Annotated in this window: 13 protein-coding genes and 1 pseudogene; 11 read left to right on the top strand and 3 right to left on the bottom strand. The window is 68.3% G+C overall.

The window, feature by feature from the left end; genetic code table 11:
• Positions 1-70 precede the first annotated feature (70 nt).
• Together F7O44_RS10700 and coaA are read right to left on the bottom strand one after the other, a co-directional pair.
• Entirely contained in the window at positions 71-856 is a 786-nt protein-coding gene (locus tag F7O44_RS10700) for a PP2C family protein-serine/threonine phosphatase (RefSeq protein WP_162450236.1), read from the bottom strand.
• A gap of 139 nt (positions 857-995) precedes the next feature.
• Positions 996-1,958: a type I pantothenate kinase gene (coaA, locus tag F7O44_RS10695; RefSeq protein WP_162450235.1), complete on the bottom strand. Its 963-nt coding sequence runs from the start codon at positions 1,956-1,958 to the stop codon at positions 996-998.
• A gap of 93 nt (positions 1,959-2,051) precedes the next feature.
• Here coaA and glmS point away from each other — a divergent pair, with 93 nt between their 5' ends.
• Positions 2,052-3,899, top strand: coding sequence for a glutamine--fructose-6-phosphate transaminase (isomerizing) (gene glmS, locus F7O44_RS10690; protein ID WP_162450234.1), 1,848 nt, complete (start codon positions 2,052-2,054; stop codon positions 3,897-3,899).
• 184 nt (positions 3,900-4,083) lie between these two features.
• Here glmS and F7O44_RS10685 read toward each other — a convergent pair whose 3' ends face one another.
• A complete protein-coding gene (locus F7O44_RS10685) occupies positions 4,084-4,539 on the bottom strand; it encodes a hypothetical protein (protein ID WP_162450233.1) in 456 nt (151 codons plus the stop codon).
• Between the two features lie 109 nt (positions 4,540-4,648).
• Here F7O44_RS10685 and F7O44_RS31740 point away from each other — a divergent pair.
• The 10 genes and pseudogenes from F7O44_RS31740 to F7O44_RS10635 all read left to right on the top strand — a co-directional run.
• Positions 4,649-4,996: pseudogene (locus tag F7O44_RS31740) on the top strand (holo-ACP synthase); the annotation flags it as partial.
• A gap of 104 nt (positions 4,997-5,100) precedes the next feature.
• On the top strand, positions 5,101-6,552 hold the full coding sequence (locus F7O44_RS10675) for an NAD(P)H-hydrate dehydratase (RefSeq protein WP_174255901.1): 1,452 nt from the start codon (positions 5,101-5,103) through the stop codon (positions 6,550-6,552).
• Positions 6,553-6,733: 181 nt separating this feature from the next.
• Complete coding sequence (gene alr / locus F7O44_RS10670) at positions 6,734-7,909, top strand: alanine racemase (RefSeq protein ID WP_162450231.1); 1,176 nt, start codon at positions 6,734-6,736, stop codon at positions 7,907-7,909.
• On the top strand, positions 7,906-9,072 hold the full coding sequence (locus F7O44_RS10665) for an alpha/beta fold hydrolase (RefSeq protein ID WP_222851257.1): 1,167 nt from the start codon (positions 7,906-7,908) through the stop codon (positions 9,070-9,072). The genes alr and F7O44_RS10665 overlap by 4 nt, the downstream gene beginning before the upstream one ends.
• Complete coding sequence (tsaE, locus tag F7O44_RS10660) at positions 9,069-9,554, top strand: tRNA (adenosine(37)-N6)-threonylcarbamoyltransferase complex ATPase subunit type 1 TsaE (RefSeq protein ID WP_162450230.1); 486 nt, start codon at positions 9,069-9,071, stop codon at positions 9,552-9,554. The genes F7O44_RS10665 and tsaE overlap by 4 nt, the downstream gene beginning before the upstream one ends.
• A gap of 62 nt (positions 9,555-9,616) precedes the next feature.
• Positions 9,617-10,330, top strand: coding sequence for a pentapeptide repeat-containing protein (locus F7O44_RS10655; protein ID WP_162450229.1), 714 nt, complete (start codon positions 9,617-9,619; stop codon positions 10,328-10,330).
• A 192-nt stretch (positions 10,331-10,522) separates the two neighbouring features.
• On the top strand, positions 10,523-11,215 hold the full coding sequence (gene tsaB, locus F7O44_RS10650) for a tRNA (adenosine(37)-N6)-threonylcarbamoyltransferase complex dimerization subunit type 1 TsaB (RefSeq protein ID WP_162450228.1): 693 nt from the start codon (positions 10,523-10,525) through the stop codon (positions 11,213-11,215).
• Complete coding sequence (locus F7O44_RS10645; protein ID WP_222851256.1) at positions 11,212-11,745, top strand: GNAT family N-acetyltransferase; 534 nt, start codon at positions 11,212-11,214, stop codon at positions 11,743-11,745. The genes tsaB and F7O44_RS10645 overlap by 4 nt, the downstream gene beginning before the upstream one ends.
• A 134-nt stretch (positions 11,746-11,879) precedes the next feature.
• On the top strand, positions 11,880-12,926 hold the full coding sequence (gene tsaD / locus F7O44_RS10640) for a tRNA (adenosine(37)-N6)-threonylcarbamoyltransferase complex transferase subunit TsaD (protein ID WP_162450227.1): 1,047 nt from the start codon (positions 11,880-11,882) through the stop codon (positions 12,924-12,926).
• The gene (locus tag F7O44_RS10635; RefSeq protein WP_222851255.1) at positions 12,923-14,605 is read left to right on the top strand and encodes a glycoside hydrolase family 3 protein; all 1,683 of its coding nucleotides are present in this window, start codon (positions 12,923-12,925) and stop codon (positions 14,603-14,605) included. Before tsaD ends, F7O44_RS10635 begins: the two co-directional genes overlap by 4 nt.
• Positions 14,606-14,656 lie beyond the last annotated feature (51 nt).

Below are 14,656 nucleotides of genomic sequence, written 5' to 3'. Positions count from 1 at the left end.
CAGGACTTCGCGTGCGTCAACAGGTCTGAAGACATGGTGACGGCCGGGAAAACCCACCAAACATGATCATTCAGGCGGCGGCGCCGACGAAGTAGGTGGGGGCGTCCTCGTCGGGCTGATCGCCTTCGGCGACGTCGGCGAGCACGATGGTGATGTTGTCCGGGCCGCCGCCGACGAGCGCCAGCTGGATCAGCCGGTCCGCGGCCTCGTCCAGCGAGCTGGTAGTGGCGAGCACTTCGGCGATCGCGTCGTCGGTGGCCACGTCGGTGAGGCCGTCGCTGCAGATCAGCAGCCGGTCGCCGGGCTGGACGTCCACCAGCGTCAGATCGGGCTCGGCGCCGTCTTGGCCCTGCAGGACCTTCGTGACCACCGACCGGGCCGGGTGGATCCGGGCCTCGGCCGGACTGATCTGCTCGTCGTCCACGAGGGCTTGCACAAACGTGTGATCGCGGGTGAGCTGAGTCAGTGCGGCCCCGCGCGCCAGGTACGCACGAGAATCCCCGATGTGGCCGAGTGCTAGCTGACCAGCCGGATCCGGACCCGCAGGCATCAACATGACGGTGGCGGTGGTGCCCATGCCCTCGCGTTCGGGGGCGTCGGTGACCAGTTGTTTGATGCGATCGTTCGCAAGCGCGAAGAGCGAGCCCAATGACTCCAGCGCCGACGCGCCGTTGCCACGGTCGAGGCCCGCAGCCCGCGCGAACTGACTCACCGCCGCCTGACTGGCGACTTCACCGGCCGCATGTCCGCCCATACCGTCGGCTACCGCTAGGACGTCCGGCCCGGCCACGCCGGAGTCTTCGTTGCCGTCACGGCCGAGACCAACGTCCGAGCGCGCCATATAGCGCAAGTGCATGGCAACACCCTAGATGAATCGATGAACTCTTAGGGCGTTCCCGTGGCACTTTCGCCGAACGTGGATCTTGTTCTTGCTGGCTGAGCCACAAGGCTCACATCGGCGAGGGCATCGCCCGCGGGCACGTTCCGGCCACGGATCAGATCTTGCGCAGCCGGACCCGCTGGACAGCGTGATCGGCGTTCTTCGTCAGCACCAGTTTGGCCCGCCCTCGAGTCGGCTGGATGTTCTGGCTCAGGTTCGGCCCGTTGATCGTGTCCCAGAGATGTTCTGCCTGAGCGACAGCCTCGTCATGGTCGAGATCGGCGTACCGGCGGAAGTACGACTCCGGGCGCCGGAAGGCCGTCTCTCGTAGGCGCAGGAATCGGGTGATGTACCACTGGCGGATGTCTCCCGGCTCGGCGTCGACGTAGATCGAGAAGTCGAAGAAGTCGCTCACCGCCAGGCCGGCCACGCCGTTTTCGCGCGGACGGGCCGGCTGCAGCACGTTCAGGCCCTCGATGAGAACGATGTCCGGGTGTTTCAGCACCACCTGCTCGTCGGGCAGGACGTCGTAGGTCAAGTGAGAGTACTTTGGTGCGCGTACCTCGGCGGCGCCCGACTTCACCGCCGCCACGAAGCGCAGAAGTGCCCGCCGGTTGTACGACTCAGGGAACCCCTTACGTTGCAGGAGCCCCCGGCGCTCCAGTTCAGCGTTGGGAAGCAGGAACCCGTCAGTGGTCACGAGCTCGACACGAGGATGATCCGGCCACCGGGCAAGAAGCAGCCTCAGCAACCGCGCGGTGGTGGACTTTCCGACAGCCACCGAGCCGCCGATCCCGATCACATATGGCGTGCGTTCGGCGAACGAGCCCAGGAATGTCGTCGTCGCTTCGTGCAGGCGGGCGGTGCCGCGCACATGCAGGTTCAGCAGGCGGGACAGGGGGAGGTAGATGTCGCTGACCTCGTTCAGGTCTACCTCGTCACCGAGGCCACGAAGCGCTTCCAATTCCTCGGCGGTGAGGGGCAGGGGCATCTGATCGCGTAGTCGTGCCCACTCGGGTCGAGTCAGGTCGACGAACGGCGACTGGGTGCCTGGAGTCTTGCCTTCGGGTTCGGCCATAGCCTGCCTATTGTGCTCATGGAGCCGTGGCGGCCCGACCGGTGGTATGGGTCTGGCTAGGACGGTGGGCGGTTGGGGGCTACGCTGGCTGCCGTGTGCGGCATCGTGGGATACACAGGCAGCCAGCAAGCGACAGGCGTAGTTCTGGAAGGGCTTCGCCGCCTCGAGTACCGAGGGTACGACTCGGCCGGGATCGCCGTCGTCGCCGACGGCGCGCTCGCGTCCACGAAACGGGCCGGCAAGCTCGCCAACCTGGAGAAGGCGCTGAACGAGGCGCCGATGCCGTCCTCGACCACGGGCCTGGGGCATACCCGATGGGCCACCCACGGCCCGCCCACCGACCGGAATGCCCATCCGCATCTGGATGCCTCCGGACGGGTGGCTGTCATCCACAACGGCATCATCGAGAACTTCGCCCAGCTGCGGTCCGAGCTCGAGGCGAGCGGCGTCAGCTTCGCCTCGGACACCGATACCGAGGTCGTGTCCCACCTGCTGGCCTCCGAGACCGCGGGCGGAGCCACCCTCGCCGATGCGATGCGGGCGGTCTGCCGGCGGCTCAACGGCGCGTTCACTCTGGTTGCCGTGGACGCTGACACCCCTGACCGGGTGGTTGCCGCCCGGCGGAACTCGCCGCTGGTGGTTGGGCTCGGCGACGGGGAGAACTTCCTCGCATCCGACGTGTCGGCATTCATCGCCCACACCCGCGAGGCGATGGAAGTGGGCGACGGCCAGGTCGTGGAGATTACGCCGGATGAGGTGGTTCTCACCGGGTTCGACGGCGCCCCGGTGAAGGAGCATCGCTACCACGTCGACTGGGATGCCTCGGCCGCGGAGAAAGACGGCTACGACCACTTCATGCTCAAAGAGATCGCCGAGCAGCCCAAAGCGGTCGCTGACACACTCCTCGGCCGGATCGGCGCCGACGGCCGGCTTCTGCTCGACCAGATGCGGCTCTCCGATGAAGAACTGCGCGAGATGGACAAGGTGGTGGTGATCGCTTGCGGAACCGCGTACCACGCCGGCATGGTCGCGAAATACGCCATCGAGCATTGGACCCGCGTTCCGTGTGAGGTGGAGCTGGCCAGCGAGTTCCGGTACCGCGATCCCGTCGTCGGGCGGCGCACCCTGGTGGTCGCGATCAGCCAGTCCGGCGAGACCATGGACACGCTGATGGCCCTGCGCTACGCCCGTGAGCAAGGGGCGCGTGTGCTGGCCATCTGCAACACCAACGGCGCGACCATCCCTCGTGAGTCCGATGCCGTCTTCTACACCTATGCCGGGCCCGAGGTGGCGGTGGCCTCCACCAAAGCCTTTCTCACCCAGCTGATCGCCTGCTATCTGGTGGGGCTCTATCTCGGACAGGTCCGGGGAACCAAATGGGGTGACGAGGTCCGCTCCGTCGTCCGGGACCTTTCCGACCTGCCCTCCAAGGTGGACCAGGTCCTGGAGACCATGGAGCCGGTGCGGGCGCTGGCCCGTGAACTCTCCACTGCCACGTCAGTGCTCTTCGTCGGCCGGCACGTCGGATTCCCGGTGGCCCTCGAGGGTGCGCTGAAGCTCAAAGAACTCGCCTACATGCATGCCGAGGGCTTTGCCGCCGCCGAGCTCAAACACGGCCCGATCGCCCTGATCGAGGATGGTGTGCCGGTGGTGGTCGTGGTCCCGTCGCCGCGCGGCCGCTCGGTGCTGCACGACAAGATCGTCAGCAACATTCAGGAGATCCGCGCCCGCGGCGCGCGCACCATCGTCATCGCCGAAGAGGGTGACGAGGCGGTGGTCCCGTATGCCGATCACATCGTCCGGGTGCCGGAATGCCCGACGCTGCTGCAGCCCGTCGTCGCGACGGTTCCGCTGCAGGTCTTCGCGTGCGAAATGGCCAGCGCCCGCGGGTTCGACGTCGACCAGCCGCGCAACCTCGCCAAGAGTGTGACCGTCGAGTAGACGGTGGAGTAACAGCCCCCGCCCGCCCCCGCGCCCCGCGCACCGCTCCGCGCCCGCCCCGCCCCGCGCACCGCGCCGCGCTTCCCCTTCTTTCTCGGAAGTTGATCATGGGCACGTGGCGCCTACTGGAGCTCCAATAGGCGCCACGTGCCCATGATCAACACGGGTCTGGCTGGGTGGGTTCTCAGCCCGGCAGTGTGACCGCGACGACGGCGACGACGAACGCGGCGCCAACCAACCCGACCATGAGCAGCGCGTGCCGGTGCAAGGCGGCGCGGTGGCCGCCGCGTTCCTCCGGCAGCGCGAACACCCGCCGCGGCCACAGCCGCCACGAAACCCGGGCGAAGACGAAGGCAGCCACCGCCAGGAGCATGCCCTCCACAGCGAAGAGCACCTCGGACGCGGTGTTCGTCTCGACAGCTGCCAATGCCCCACCGGTGGCGAAGAGTGCGACGACGATCCCGACGACGGGCCGCCGGTTGCCCGAGCCGAGCACCGTGAGGAACTCTTCCAGGGTGTCGTCGTCGGCCGCGAAGAACCGGGCCGCGCGTGGTTGCACGATCAGCAGGCTGTAGAGCATCGATCCCAGCCACACCGCCAGCAGGCCGATGTGGGCGACGGCCAGTGCGGAGGTCACCACGGCCGTCGAGTGTAGTCGGCTGCCGCGGAAGCCGAGGCCGGGCGTGCTCTACCCCAACACCGGGCAAGGGCGGCGGCTGTTTCAAGCTCAACCGCTTAGGCTGGTGCCCGTGATCGTTGGTGTGGGCATCGATGTCGTGGACATCGGCCGGTTCGCGGAGACGCTGGAGCGCACCCCAGCGCTGGCCGAACGCGTCTTCACCCCGGACGAGCGTAAACGGTCCATTCCTTCGCAAGCGGCTCGATTCGCGGCCAAAGAGGCGCTGGCCAAGGCGCTCGGCGCACCGGTCGGCCTGCAGTGGCATGACGCCGAAGTAGTCCGCGACGACGCCGGACGGCCCTGGTTCAGCGTACGGGGCACGGTCGAACGCCGATGCGCCGTTCTCGGCGTCGTCAAGGTGCACTTGTCGCTGTCTCACGATGCCGGCGTCGCGTCCGCCATGGTGGTCCTGGAGGGGGACGGGACGGGAATCGACCCGATGGGCCATCGGCCCGGAGCCGCCACCGGCCTCCGGGAAACGCGCCCGCCCGACGACGAGCGCAGCGTCGAAGGGACCACCAGATGATCGGCGCGCACCCCGTCGATGAGATCCGTGCGGCCGAAGCGGCACTGATGGCGACGCTTCCGGAGAGCGCTCTGATGCAACGGGCGGCCGCCGGGCTGGCCGCCGTTTGCGCGAGGGTATTGGGCGGCCCGTACGGTTCCCGGGTGGTTCTGCTGGTCGGCGGCGGTGACAATGGCGGCGACGCGTTGTGGGCGGGTGCCCGGCTGGCGCACCGCGGCGCGAGTGTGGACGCGGTGCTGCTTCGCCACGATCGGGTGCATCCGGCCGGCCTGGCCGCCTTCCGACGAGCTGGCGGACGGGTCGTGTCGTCCGCCGACGTACCGTTGACGCCGGAAACACAACGGGCGATCGCGCGAGCCGACCTCGTCCTCGACGGCATGCTGGGGATCGGCGGACGGGGTGGGTTACGTGACGACGCGGCACGGCTCGCCGACGCCGCTGCTGCCGAGGCCGGCCTCGTCGTCGCCGTCGACCTGCCCAGTGGTGTCGAGCCGGACACCGCGGAGCTGACCGGCCCCCACGTGCGGGCTGATGTCACGGTGACGTTCGGCACGCACAAGCTCGCGATTTTGGCCGACCCTGCGGCACAGGTAGCTGGGCACGTCGAGTTCGTCGACATCGGGCTGGCGCCGTACCTGCCCGAGCCCGTGGCCGGGATGCTCGAGCCGGTCGACGTTGCCGAGATGCTTCCCGCGCCCGAGCGGAACTCGGACAAATACCGCCGTGGAGTGCTGGGCCTGCTCGCCGGCTCGGCGCAGTTCAGAGGAGCGGCTGTACTGGCCGCCGGCGGTGCTGCCGAGGGTGGTGCCGGCATGGTCAGATTCGTCGGCCCGGATGAGGTCGCGACACAGGTATTGAACCGTTGGCCCGAAGTAGTGACCAGTGCTGACGTGGCGGACACGGGCCGGGTGCAAGCGTGGGCCGTCGGCTCCGGGCTGGGCGACGGCCGCGCCGCGGAGGTCGCCGCGGTGCTGGACACCGGGCTGCCGGTTCTGGTCGATGCGGACGGGTTGCGTCACCTGCCGGAGACCCTCGACGGGCGGGCACTTCTCACCCCGCATGCGGGGGAGCTGGCCAGGATGATGGACGCCGATCGTGGTGATGTCGAGGCCCACAGGCTGCGCTACGTTCAGGCCGCCGCACGGCGCTGGAACGCAACAGTTCTGCTCAAAGGGTCCACCACGCTGGTGGCGGCCCCCGACGGCCGGATCCGCGTCAACCCGACCGGCACCCCTGCGCTGGCCACGGCCGGATCCGGTGACGTGTTGTCGGGGCTGGCCGGTGCGCTGCTGGCCACGGGTATGGAGCCCTTCGACGCCGGTAGTGCGGCTGCTTACATTCACGGCCTGGCCGGGCAAGCCGCGGCCGAAGGTTCGGGTCTGCCCAGCGCCAGTGCGGTACTCGACGCGCTTCCCGCGGTCCTCGCCGCGCTCCACTCGGCGCGATAGCGCACGCCCCTTCCCGGTGATCGACAGTACGTTGCGGCTGTTTTACGGTGATCGTCAGTGGGATGTGGTCGCTGTTTAACAGCCGCAACGTACTGTCGATCACCGGGAAGGGCGGGGAAGAACGCGCGCGCACGCATCACCAGCCGACGCACGCCACGCGGCGTCTGCGAGAATCTGCGCTGTGGGCGATCACGTTCGCGGCGCCGTGCCGCACGCACAGGTTCTCGTCGACCTCTCGGCGATCCGGGACAACGCCGCAGAGCTGCGCGTGCGTGCCGGCTCGGCAGAGCTGATGGCCGTTGTCAAGGCGGACGGTTATGGGCATGGTCTGGTACCGGCTGCCCGGGCCGCGCAAGTTGGCGGAGCAACGTGGCTGGGCACAGCCGTGCTGGCGGAGGCTTTGGCGCTGCGCGCCGCGGGTATAGAAGGCAGGCTGATGGCCTGGCTCTGTGCGCCGGGAGAGCGGTGGACCGATGCGCTGGCTGCTGACGTCGATGTCTCCGCCGCGGCCCCCTGGGTTGTTGCCGAGATCGCCGACGCCGCCCGGGAGACCGGCCGGATCGCCAGGCTGCATCTGAAGATCGACACCGGTCTGGGCCGCTCTGGCTCGACCGAAGCCGACTGGCCGGGGCTGGTCGACGTCGCGTTGAAAGCACAAGCGGAAGGCCTGGTCAACGTCGTGGGGCTGTGGTCGCACTTCGCGATCGCCGACGCGCCCGAGCACCCCGCCAATGTGGCGCAGGTCGAGACGTTCCGGTCGGCCGTCGCGCTGGCCGAAGCCCGCGGGGTGCGCCCGGAGGTCCGCCACCTGGCCAACTCCGCGGCGACCTTGATGTCTCCGCACACGCATTTCGACCTGGTCCGGACCGGACTCGCCGTCTACGGACTGTCGCCGCTTGCGGACGTGGTCTCGCCGGGTGATGTCGGCCTGCGGCCCGCAATGTCGGTGCGAGCGAGGCTGGCCCTGGTCAAGCGGGTAACCGCGGGCCAGGGTGTGTCCTACGGCCATTTCCATGTGACTGATCGCGAGACCAACCTGGCGCTCGTGCCACTCGGATATGCCGACGGCGTGCCCCGGCACGGATCCAGCGGCGACGGCGGACCGGGCGGACCAGTCCTCATCGGTGGCAAGATCCGGCGGGTCGCCGGGCGGGTGTGTATGGATCAGTTCGTCGTCGATGCCGGGGACGATCATCTGCAGGCAGGGGACGAGGTCGTGCTCTTCGGCGACGGCACCTCGGGTGAGCCGACGGCGCAAGACTGGGCGCAGGCCTGCCGCACTATCTCGTACGAGATAGTCACCCGCTTCGCGCCGCGGCTGCCACGGACGTACATCGATCGCGAGGCGGCACTTTGAGCAAGCTCGTCACCGCCGGCAAGACCGCCGGAGCGGTCGGAGCGCTGCTTGGCGTCGCGACGGCAGGCGCGGCGGTGGGTTTCGCCGCGGAGCGTTACGTGATGGGCCGGTCGCTGCGCAAGGATGATCCCTATGCCGACGAGCCGTTCGGGTCGCTCCGCGGCAAATCACAGATCGTCGTCGCCGACGACGGCGCCCCGCTGTACGTCGAGGTGGACGAACCGGACGGGCCGGCCGACGTCACCGTTGTTTTCAGTCACGGATACGCGCTGACCCAGGATTCGTGGCATTTCCAGCGCCGGGATCTGCGCGGCCGTACCCGCCTGGTCTTCTGGGATCAGCGCAGGCACGGCCGTTCGGGAGGTGCGGCCGACGACGACGGCGACGAGGTGGTGGTCGATCGCGACACGATCCGTGCGGAACCTCGGCAGAAGATCGTCCGGGAACGGCTCGCTGCCGACTTGAGCGCGGTTCTGGACGCCACCACACCACGGGGGCCCGTGGTCTTGGTCGGGCACTCGATGGGCGGGATGACCATTCTGGCGCTGGCACTGGAGCGTCCGGAGCTCTTCGAGGATCGTGTCCGCGGCGTGGCGCTCATCGCCACCAGCGCCGAAGGTCTCAACGCATCGACTTTCGGCCTGCCCACGCCGTTCGGGCGGCTGGCTACTCGCTCGGCGCCGGGTCTCGTGGCCGCCTTGGCACGCCGGCCGGAGCTGATCGAGCGAGGCCGGCGCGCGGGTAGCGACCTCGGCTACGTCATCACCCGCCGCTACTCGTTCTCCCGGGGCGCATCGCCGGCTCTCGTGGAGTTCACCGCCCAGATGAATGCCTCGACGCCGGTGGACGTCCTCGCCGAGTTCCTGCCGGTGGTTTGGGGGATCGACGCGCACGCCGCGCTCCCGGTCCTCGCGGGTATACCCGGTCTGGTGATCGCCGCGGAGAACGACCATTTGACGCCGCTGCGGCACAGCCGTGACATCGCGGAAGGGCTCCCGTTGGCTGAGTACGTCGAAGTCGCTGACTCGGGGCACATGGTTTTGCTGGAACGCGCCGGGCTGGTCACCGACTACCTGGATACCCTGATCGAACAAGTTCGCCGCGGGCCGCGTCCTTCCCGGCGGTCCCGGGCCAGCGTGCTTGCGCTCTGGAGACGGAAATGATCGAACTCGACGTGGTGTCCGCCGACGAAATGGCCAGCTTGGGCACCCGGCTGGCGAAGTCTCTGCGGGCCGGCGATCTCGTTCTGCTTGGGGGAGCGCTGGGTGCCGGCAAGACCACCCTCACCCAAGGGCTGGGCGACGGGCTCGGAGTACGCGGGCCGATCACATCGCCGACGTTCGTCATCGCCCGGGTGCATCCGTCACTGGTGGACGGCCCACCTCTAGTGCATGTCGACGCCTACCGCCTCAGCGGTTGGGACGAACTCGAGGACATCGACCTCGAAGCGACCCTCGATGAAGCCGTGACCGTCGTCGAATGGGGCGAAGGGCTCGCGGAGGGCCTGGCCGGTGAACGCCTGGAGATACACATCGATCGCTCCGCGCATGCCGGCCACGGCGCCGGCGAGCCGCGCCGCGTTCGTATTGCGGGAATCGGCATCCGCTGGGACGACGCCCAACTGCGAGCGGCGTTGTCAGTGTGACGTGGTAGAAACGGCGACATCCGACATGGCGCCCAAGCGGTTGAACGGTGGTCGAGGCCCGAATGACATCTGTCGAGGAACAGCTCAGCAGCGGCGCCGAGATCGTCGACACCGACTTGAGCGAGCGTGACCTGCGGGCCGAGCTAGCTGGCGAACTCGACCACCCACGGGTGTTCCGCCGCTGCGACTTCACTGAGTCCGACCTGTCGAAAGCATGGCTGGTCGGGGCCACCTTCGAGGGCTGCCGGTTCGACAACGCGACCTTGGTCGGCGCGTACCTCGACGGCTCCACGTGGAAGGGCGGATCAGCGCCGAAAGCCCAGCTCAAACGGGCCGATGTGACAGACGCCACGTTCGAGGGCGTCGACCTCGCCAACACCAACTGGGCCGGTGCCATGGTGGCTGGGACGAAGTTCACCGGCTGCCGGATGATCGGTATCCGTTTTGACGACACCCGGGGTCTCGGGTGCCAGTTCTCCAGGTGCAACCTGATGCTCGCGACGCTGTCCGGGATCAGCCTCCGTGGGCAGACGCTGGAAGGCCTGCGGCTGGATGACGCCGTCCTCGCGGGGGCTGATCTGCGAGACACGATGTGGATCGACTCCCGGCTGCGCGGCGCCGAACTCCGCGCAGCCGAGCTCGACGGTGCCGACCTGCGCGGAGCTGACCTCGGCGAGTTTCCGCTGCAGGACGCACACAGGCTCGCCGGTGCCGTCATCTCCGGTAACCAGGCCGCGGTCATCCTCGGGCATCTGGGCATCGTCGTGCTTTCTTAGAGGCCTCGCTGTCAGGCGACTCCCATACTGCGCGGCCTCTAAGTCCCGCCGCGGCGGGCATTCCGGGAATCGTGCCCCTGGGCTGCCGGACTGCGTAAACGTCGGACGGCGAGCTCGGCACCAGCCCATCCAGGGCCCAACAGAGCGACATTGGCCACCCGATTCCAGGCGCACCACGTAAAGTTAACAATCGTGCTGCTCTTAGCCCTGGACACAGCGACGCCCGCGGTGACGGTCGCTCTACACAACGGGGACCGTGTCGTCGCCGAGTCGACCACCATCGACGCCCGCCGGCATACCGAATTGCTCGTCCCCGCCATCTTCGCCGCCCTTGCCACTGCGAAGGCGGACCGCCGGGAGATCTCCGAGATCGCGGTAGGCGTCGGCCCAGGGCCATTCACGGGTCTGCGGGTTGGGCTGGCCGCCGCGCTCACACTGGGCGCGGCGCTGGACGTTCCGGTACGCGGAGTTTGCAGCCTGGACGTCGTTGCCCACGGCGTGGTGGCCGGAGGTTTTCATGACGACGGCCCATTCATGGTGGCCACCGACGCGCGCCGCCGCGAGGTCTACTGGGCCGGATACGACGCCTCGGGCCGGCGAATCAGCGGCCCGGACGTCGGACCGGCCGCCGATGCCGGTGAGATTTCCCCGGGCCTACCCGCGGCCGGCGCGGGTGCCAGGCTGTATCCGGAAGCTTTCGCCGCTGCGCTGATGCCCGAGTACCCTTCCGCAGCCGACCTCGCCTTGGCCGTGGCCGGCAAATCGATCGACATCCTCGAGCCACGCCCGCTGTATCTCCGCCGGCCAGATGTCACCCCGGCGTCGAAGCGTAAGAGCGTGCTGAGCCGAACCGCCTCATCGCTTGCGGGGCGGCAACAGCCGTGACCGTCCGGATCCGGCCGATGCGGCTGGCGGACATCGAGGCGTTGCTCCCGCTCGAGCAGGAGCTGTTCGCGGGTGACCCGCCCTGGTCGGCTCAGATCTTCCGATCTGAGCTGGCCGGGATGCCGGCGACACGATGGTATGTGGTCGCGGAGTATGAGCTGGGCCCAGCGGGCGGCCGGATCGTGCGGTCAGACGAACCAGGTCCGTTGCCACGGACCGGGCCGGACACGCGCATCGCCGGATACGCCGGGCTGCGGCTGCCGTCCATGTGGAAAGAGCCGGCCGACATCCACACCATCGCCGTGGCTACCGACGAGCAGCGGCGGGGCATCGGTAGCAAGCTCTTGGCAGTGATGGCCGAAGAGGCTCGTGCACACGGCGCGACGTCGCTCACCATCGAGGTGCGGGTGGACAACGAACCCGCGCTGGCCTTCTATACCCGGCATGGGTTCGAGCAGATCGGGGTGCGCCCTGGCTATTTCGGGGGAAACCGGGACGGCTTGGTGATGAGTCTTTCGCTATCCCGGTGATCGTGAGCGTCTCGCTGCCGTCATGACGACCTGAATCGCTCCTGAAATGGGGACGGCGGCGCTGAAATCAGCTCACGATCACCGGAGCGATGGCGCTGAGCAGGGCTCAACGCTGCCGTGGATAATCGACTCTTGTGGCCGTACAACCCCTGATCCTGGGCATCGAGACATCCTGCGACGAGACCGGCGTCGGCCTGGTCCGGGGCACTACGCTGCTCGCCAACGCGGTGGCGAGCAGCATCGAGGAGCACGCCCGGTTCGGGGGTGTGGTGCCTGAGGTTGCGAGCCGGGCACACCTGGAGGCGATGACTCCCACGCTGCAGCGTGCGCTCGACGAAGCCGGAGTCACCCTCGCCGACGTCGACGCCATTGCCGTGACCGCGGGCCCCGGGCTGGCCGGTGCCCTCATGGTGGGCGTGTCTGCCGCCAAGGCGCTGGCCATCGCACTTGGAAAGCCCCTGTACGGCGTCAACCATCTCGTGGGTCATGTCGCGGCGGAGCAGCTCGAAAACGGCCCGCTGACAGAACCGGTAGTGGCGTTGCTGGTATCCGGTGGCCACACCGAGATCCTCGAGGTCACGGACATCGCTACGGCGGCGACTCTGCTGGGGCAGACCCTCGACGACGCCGCCGGAGAAGCCTTCGACAAGGTTGCCCGCCTCATCGGCCTGCCATATCCGGGCGGGCCGCACATCCAGAAGTCGGCTGCCGGCGGCGACCCGTCGTCCATCCGCTTTCCGCGGGGCCTGACCAGCCAGCGCGATATGAACCGGCACCGCTATGATTTCTCCTTCTCCGGGCTGAAGACGGCAGTGGCCCGGTGGGTCGAGACAGCTGAGCGTGACGGTGTGACGGTGCCGGTGGCCGATGTCGCCGCGGCATTCCAGGAGGCTGTGGCCGACGTGCTCACCCACAAGGCGGTACTAGCGTGCAAGGAGCGCGATGTGCGGACGATGGTGCTCGCCGGCGGGGTAGCGGCGAACGCGCGTATTCGCGATCTCACTCGCGAGCGCTGCGCCGCGGCCGGCATCGAGCTGAGACAACCTCGGCTGTCGTTGTGCACGGACAACGGCGCCATGATCGCGGCGCTGGGCGCAGCGGTCGTCGAACGGGGTCTACCGCCGAGTTCGCTCGACTTCGGCACCGATTCTTCGCTGCCGGTCACCGAGGTGCTGGTATGAGCCGTCAGCTCCCACCGAACGATCTGGTCGCCGTGCGTGGCAGACTGCCTCGGATGAGCCGGTTGCTGACGATTACCGCCGCCGTAGCTCTGATGGTCGCCGCGTGTGCGTCCGATGATTCAACGCCGAAGGAGAGCCCGCCTGTGTCCACCTCCACGCCTACGGCCCACGAGACCACCGCTGCTTCGCCTTCGCCAGAGGCTCCGGAGCCGCTGGCGTGGGGCCCCACCACTAGTGAATACGAAGAAGCGGAATCGATCGTCGCGGAGATGTCCGTCGAACAGCAGGCCGGCCAGGTGATCGTCGCGAACTACAGCGGCTTGGAACCTCCCACCGAGCTGATCGCCGAGTTGGGTCTGGGTGGCGTCATCGTCATGGGAGACAACGTCGAGTCCCCGGACCAGCTGCGCCGGACGGCCGAGGCAGTGCAAAGCGCTGACGACCGCGGATATCCGCTGATCGTCAGTGTTGATCAGGAAGGTGGACGGGTTGCCAGAGTTCGCGAACCCGCCACCGAATTCCCGTCCTACATGACCTTCGGTGCCGCTCGGTCGGCCGACCTCGCCACGGAGGTCGCCCGGGCCAGCGGCCAGGAGCTGCGCGCCATGGGTTTCACTATGGTCTTCGCGCCTGACGCCGACGTCACCACGGGCGCGGACGACCCCACCATCGGCAGCCGCTCGGCAGCGTCGAATCCAGAGCTGGTCTCCGATCTGGTGGCAGCGTCGCTGGAAGGTTACTCCCGGGCCGGCATCGTCCCGGTCGTCAAACACTTCCCGGGACACGGATCGGTACCTGCTGACAGCCACGAAGAGCTCCCGGTGCAGACCGCGTCGCTCGAGGAACTTCAGGACCGGGATTTCATCCCGTTCAGGGAGGCTGTCGAGGCGGGGATTCCGGTGGTCATGGTCGGGCATATCGAGGTCGAAGCGGTCGATCCCGGTACCCCGTCGTCGTTGTCCAGCGACGTGGTCGGCCTTCTGCGAGACGAACTCGGCTTCGACGGACTCATCGTCACCGACGCGATGGACATGGGGGCGATCACCGAGGCCTACGGGCCGGCCGAGGCGGCCGTGCGGGCCTTGGAGGCCGGTATCGACGTCGTCCTGATGCCCGCGGATGTCCGTGCAGCCCATGCCGCGATCGTCGAGGCGGTGTCGGACGGGCGGCTGGACACCGACAGGCTGGCAGCGGCCGCCACCCGCGGCGTCGCGCTCATGTTGCACCAGCAGAAGGCCGACGAAGCTCCCGGACCGGACGCTGTCGGCTCGCACGGCGAGCTGTCCTACGACGCTTCGCTAGCCGGTATGACCATCGCGGCGGGCCAATGCGAGGGCCCCTACGTGAGCGATTCCATCGAGGTGGTGGGCGGCACCGAATTGGACCGGGCCAGGCTGACGGCAGCGGCCGAGGAGGCCGGGCTCAGCGTCGGTTCGGGCGATGTCGTCCGGTTGCTGGGCGGCACCGATCCGGGGAGCGGGGACGTCGTGGTAGCGCTGGACACGCCGTACGCGCTGGGGGCAAGCGAGGCCCCGACGAAGATCGCGTTGTATGGGAGGACGCCCCAGGCATTTGCCGCCCTGGTGGACGTGCTGCGTGGTAACGAGACGGCACACGGGCGGCTTCCGGTGGACGTCGAAGGTGCCGAGCAGCTCGGCTGCCCGGAATCACCCTCCTGACCTGAGCACTCCCACGACCCGGCTACGTCAGACGCCTGACCACTCCCACAT

Origin of the sequence: Phytoactinopolyspora mesophila, assembly GCF_010122465.1 — a bacterium.
GTDB classification, from domain to species: domain Bacteria; phylum Actinomycetota; class Actinomycetes; order Jiangellales; family Jiangellaceae; genus Phytoactinopolyspora; species Phytoactinopolyspora mesophila.
Note: the sequence above shows the minus strand (reverse complement) of the source record. Positions and strands in the feature narration are given on the sequence as shown.

Excerpts from the sequence above, each read along its gene's own strand:
- F7O44_RS10635 (WP_222851255.1), top strand. The coding sequence starts at position 12,923 with ATGAGCCGTCAGCTCCCACCGAACGATCTGGTCGCCGTGCGTGGCAGA.
- F7O44_RS10675 (WP_174255901.1), top strand. The coding sequence starts at position 5,101 with ATGATCGGCGCGCACCCCGTCGATGAGATCCGTGCGGCCGAAGCGGCA.
- F7O44_RS10700 (WP_162450236.1), bottom strand. The coding sequence starts at position 856 with ATGCACTTGCGCTATATGGCGCGCTCGGACGTTGGTCTCGGCCGTGAC.
- F7O44_RS10655 (WP_162450229.1), top strand. The coding sequence starts at position 9,617 with ATGACATCTGTCGAGGAACAGCTCAGCAGCGGCGCCGAGATCGTCGAC.
- coaA (WP_162450235.1), bottom strand. The coding sequence starts at position 1,958 with ATGGCCGAACCCGAAGGCAAGACTCCAGGCACCCAGTCGCCGTTCGTC.
- tsaE (WP_162450230.1), top strand. The coding sequence starts at position 9,069 with ATGATCGAACTCGACGTGGTGTCCGCCGACGAAATGGCCAGCTTGGGC.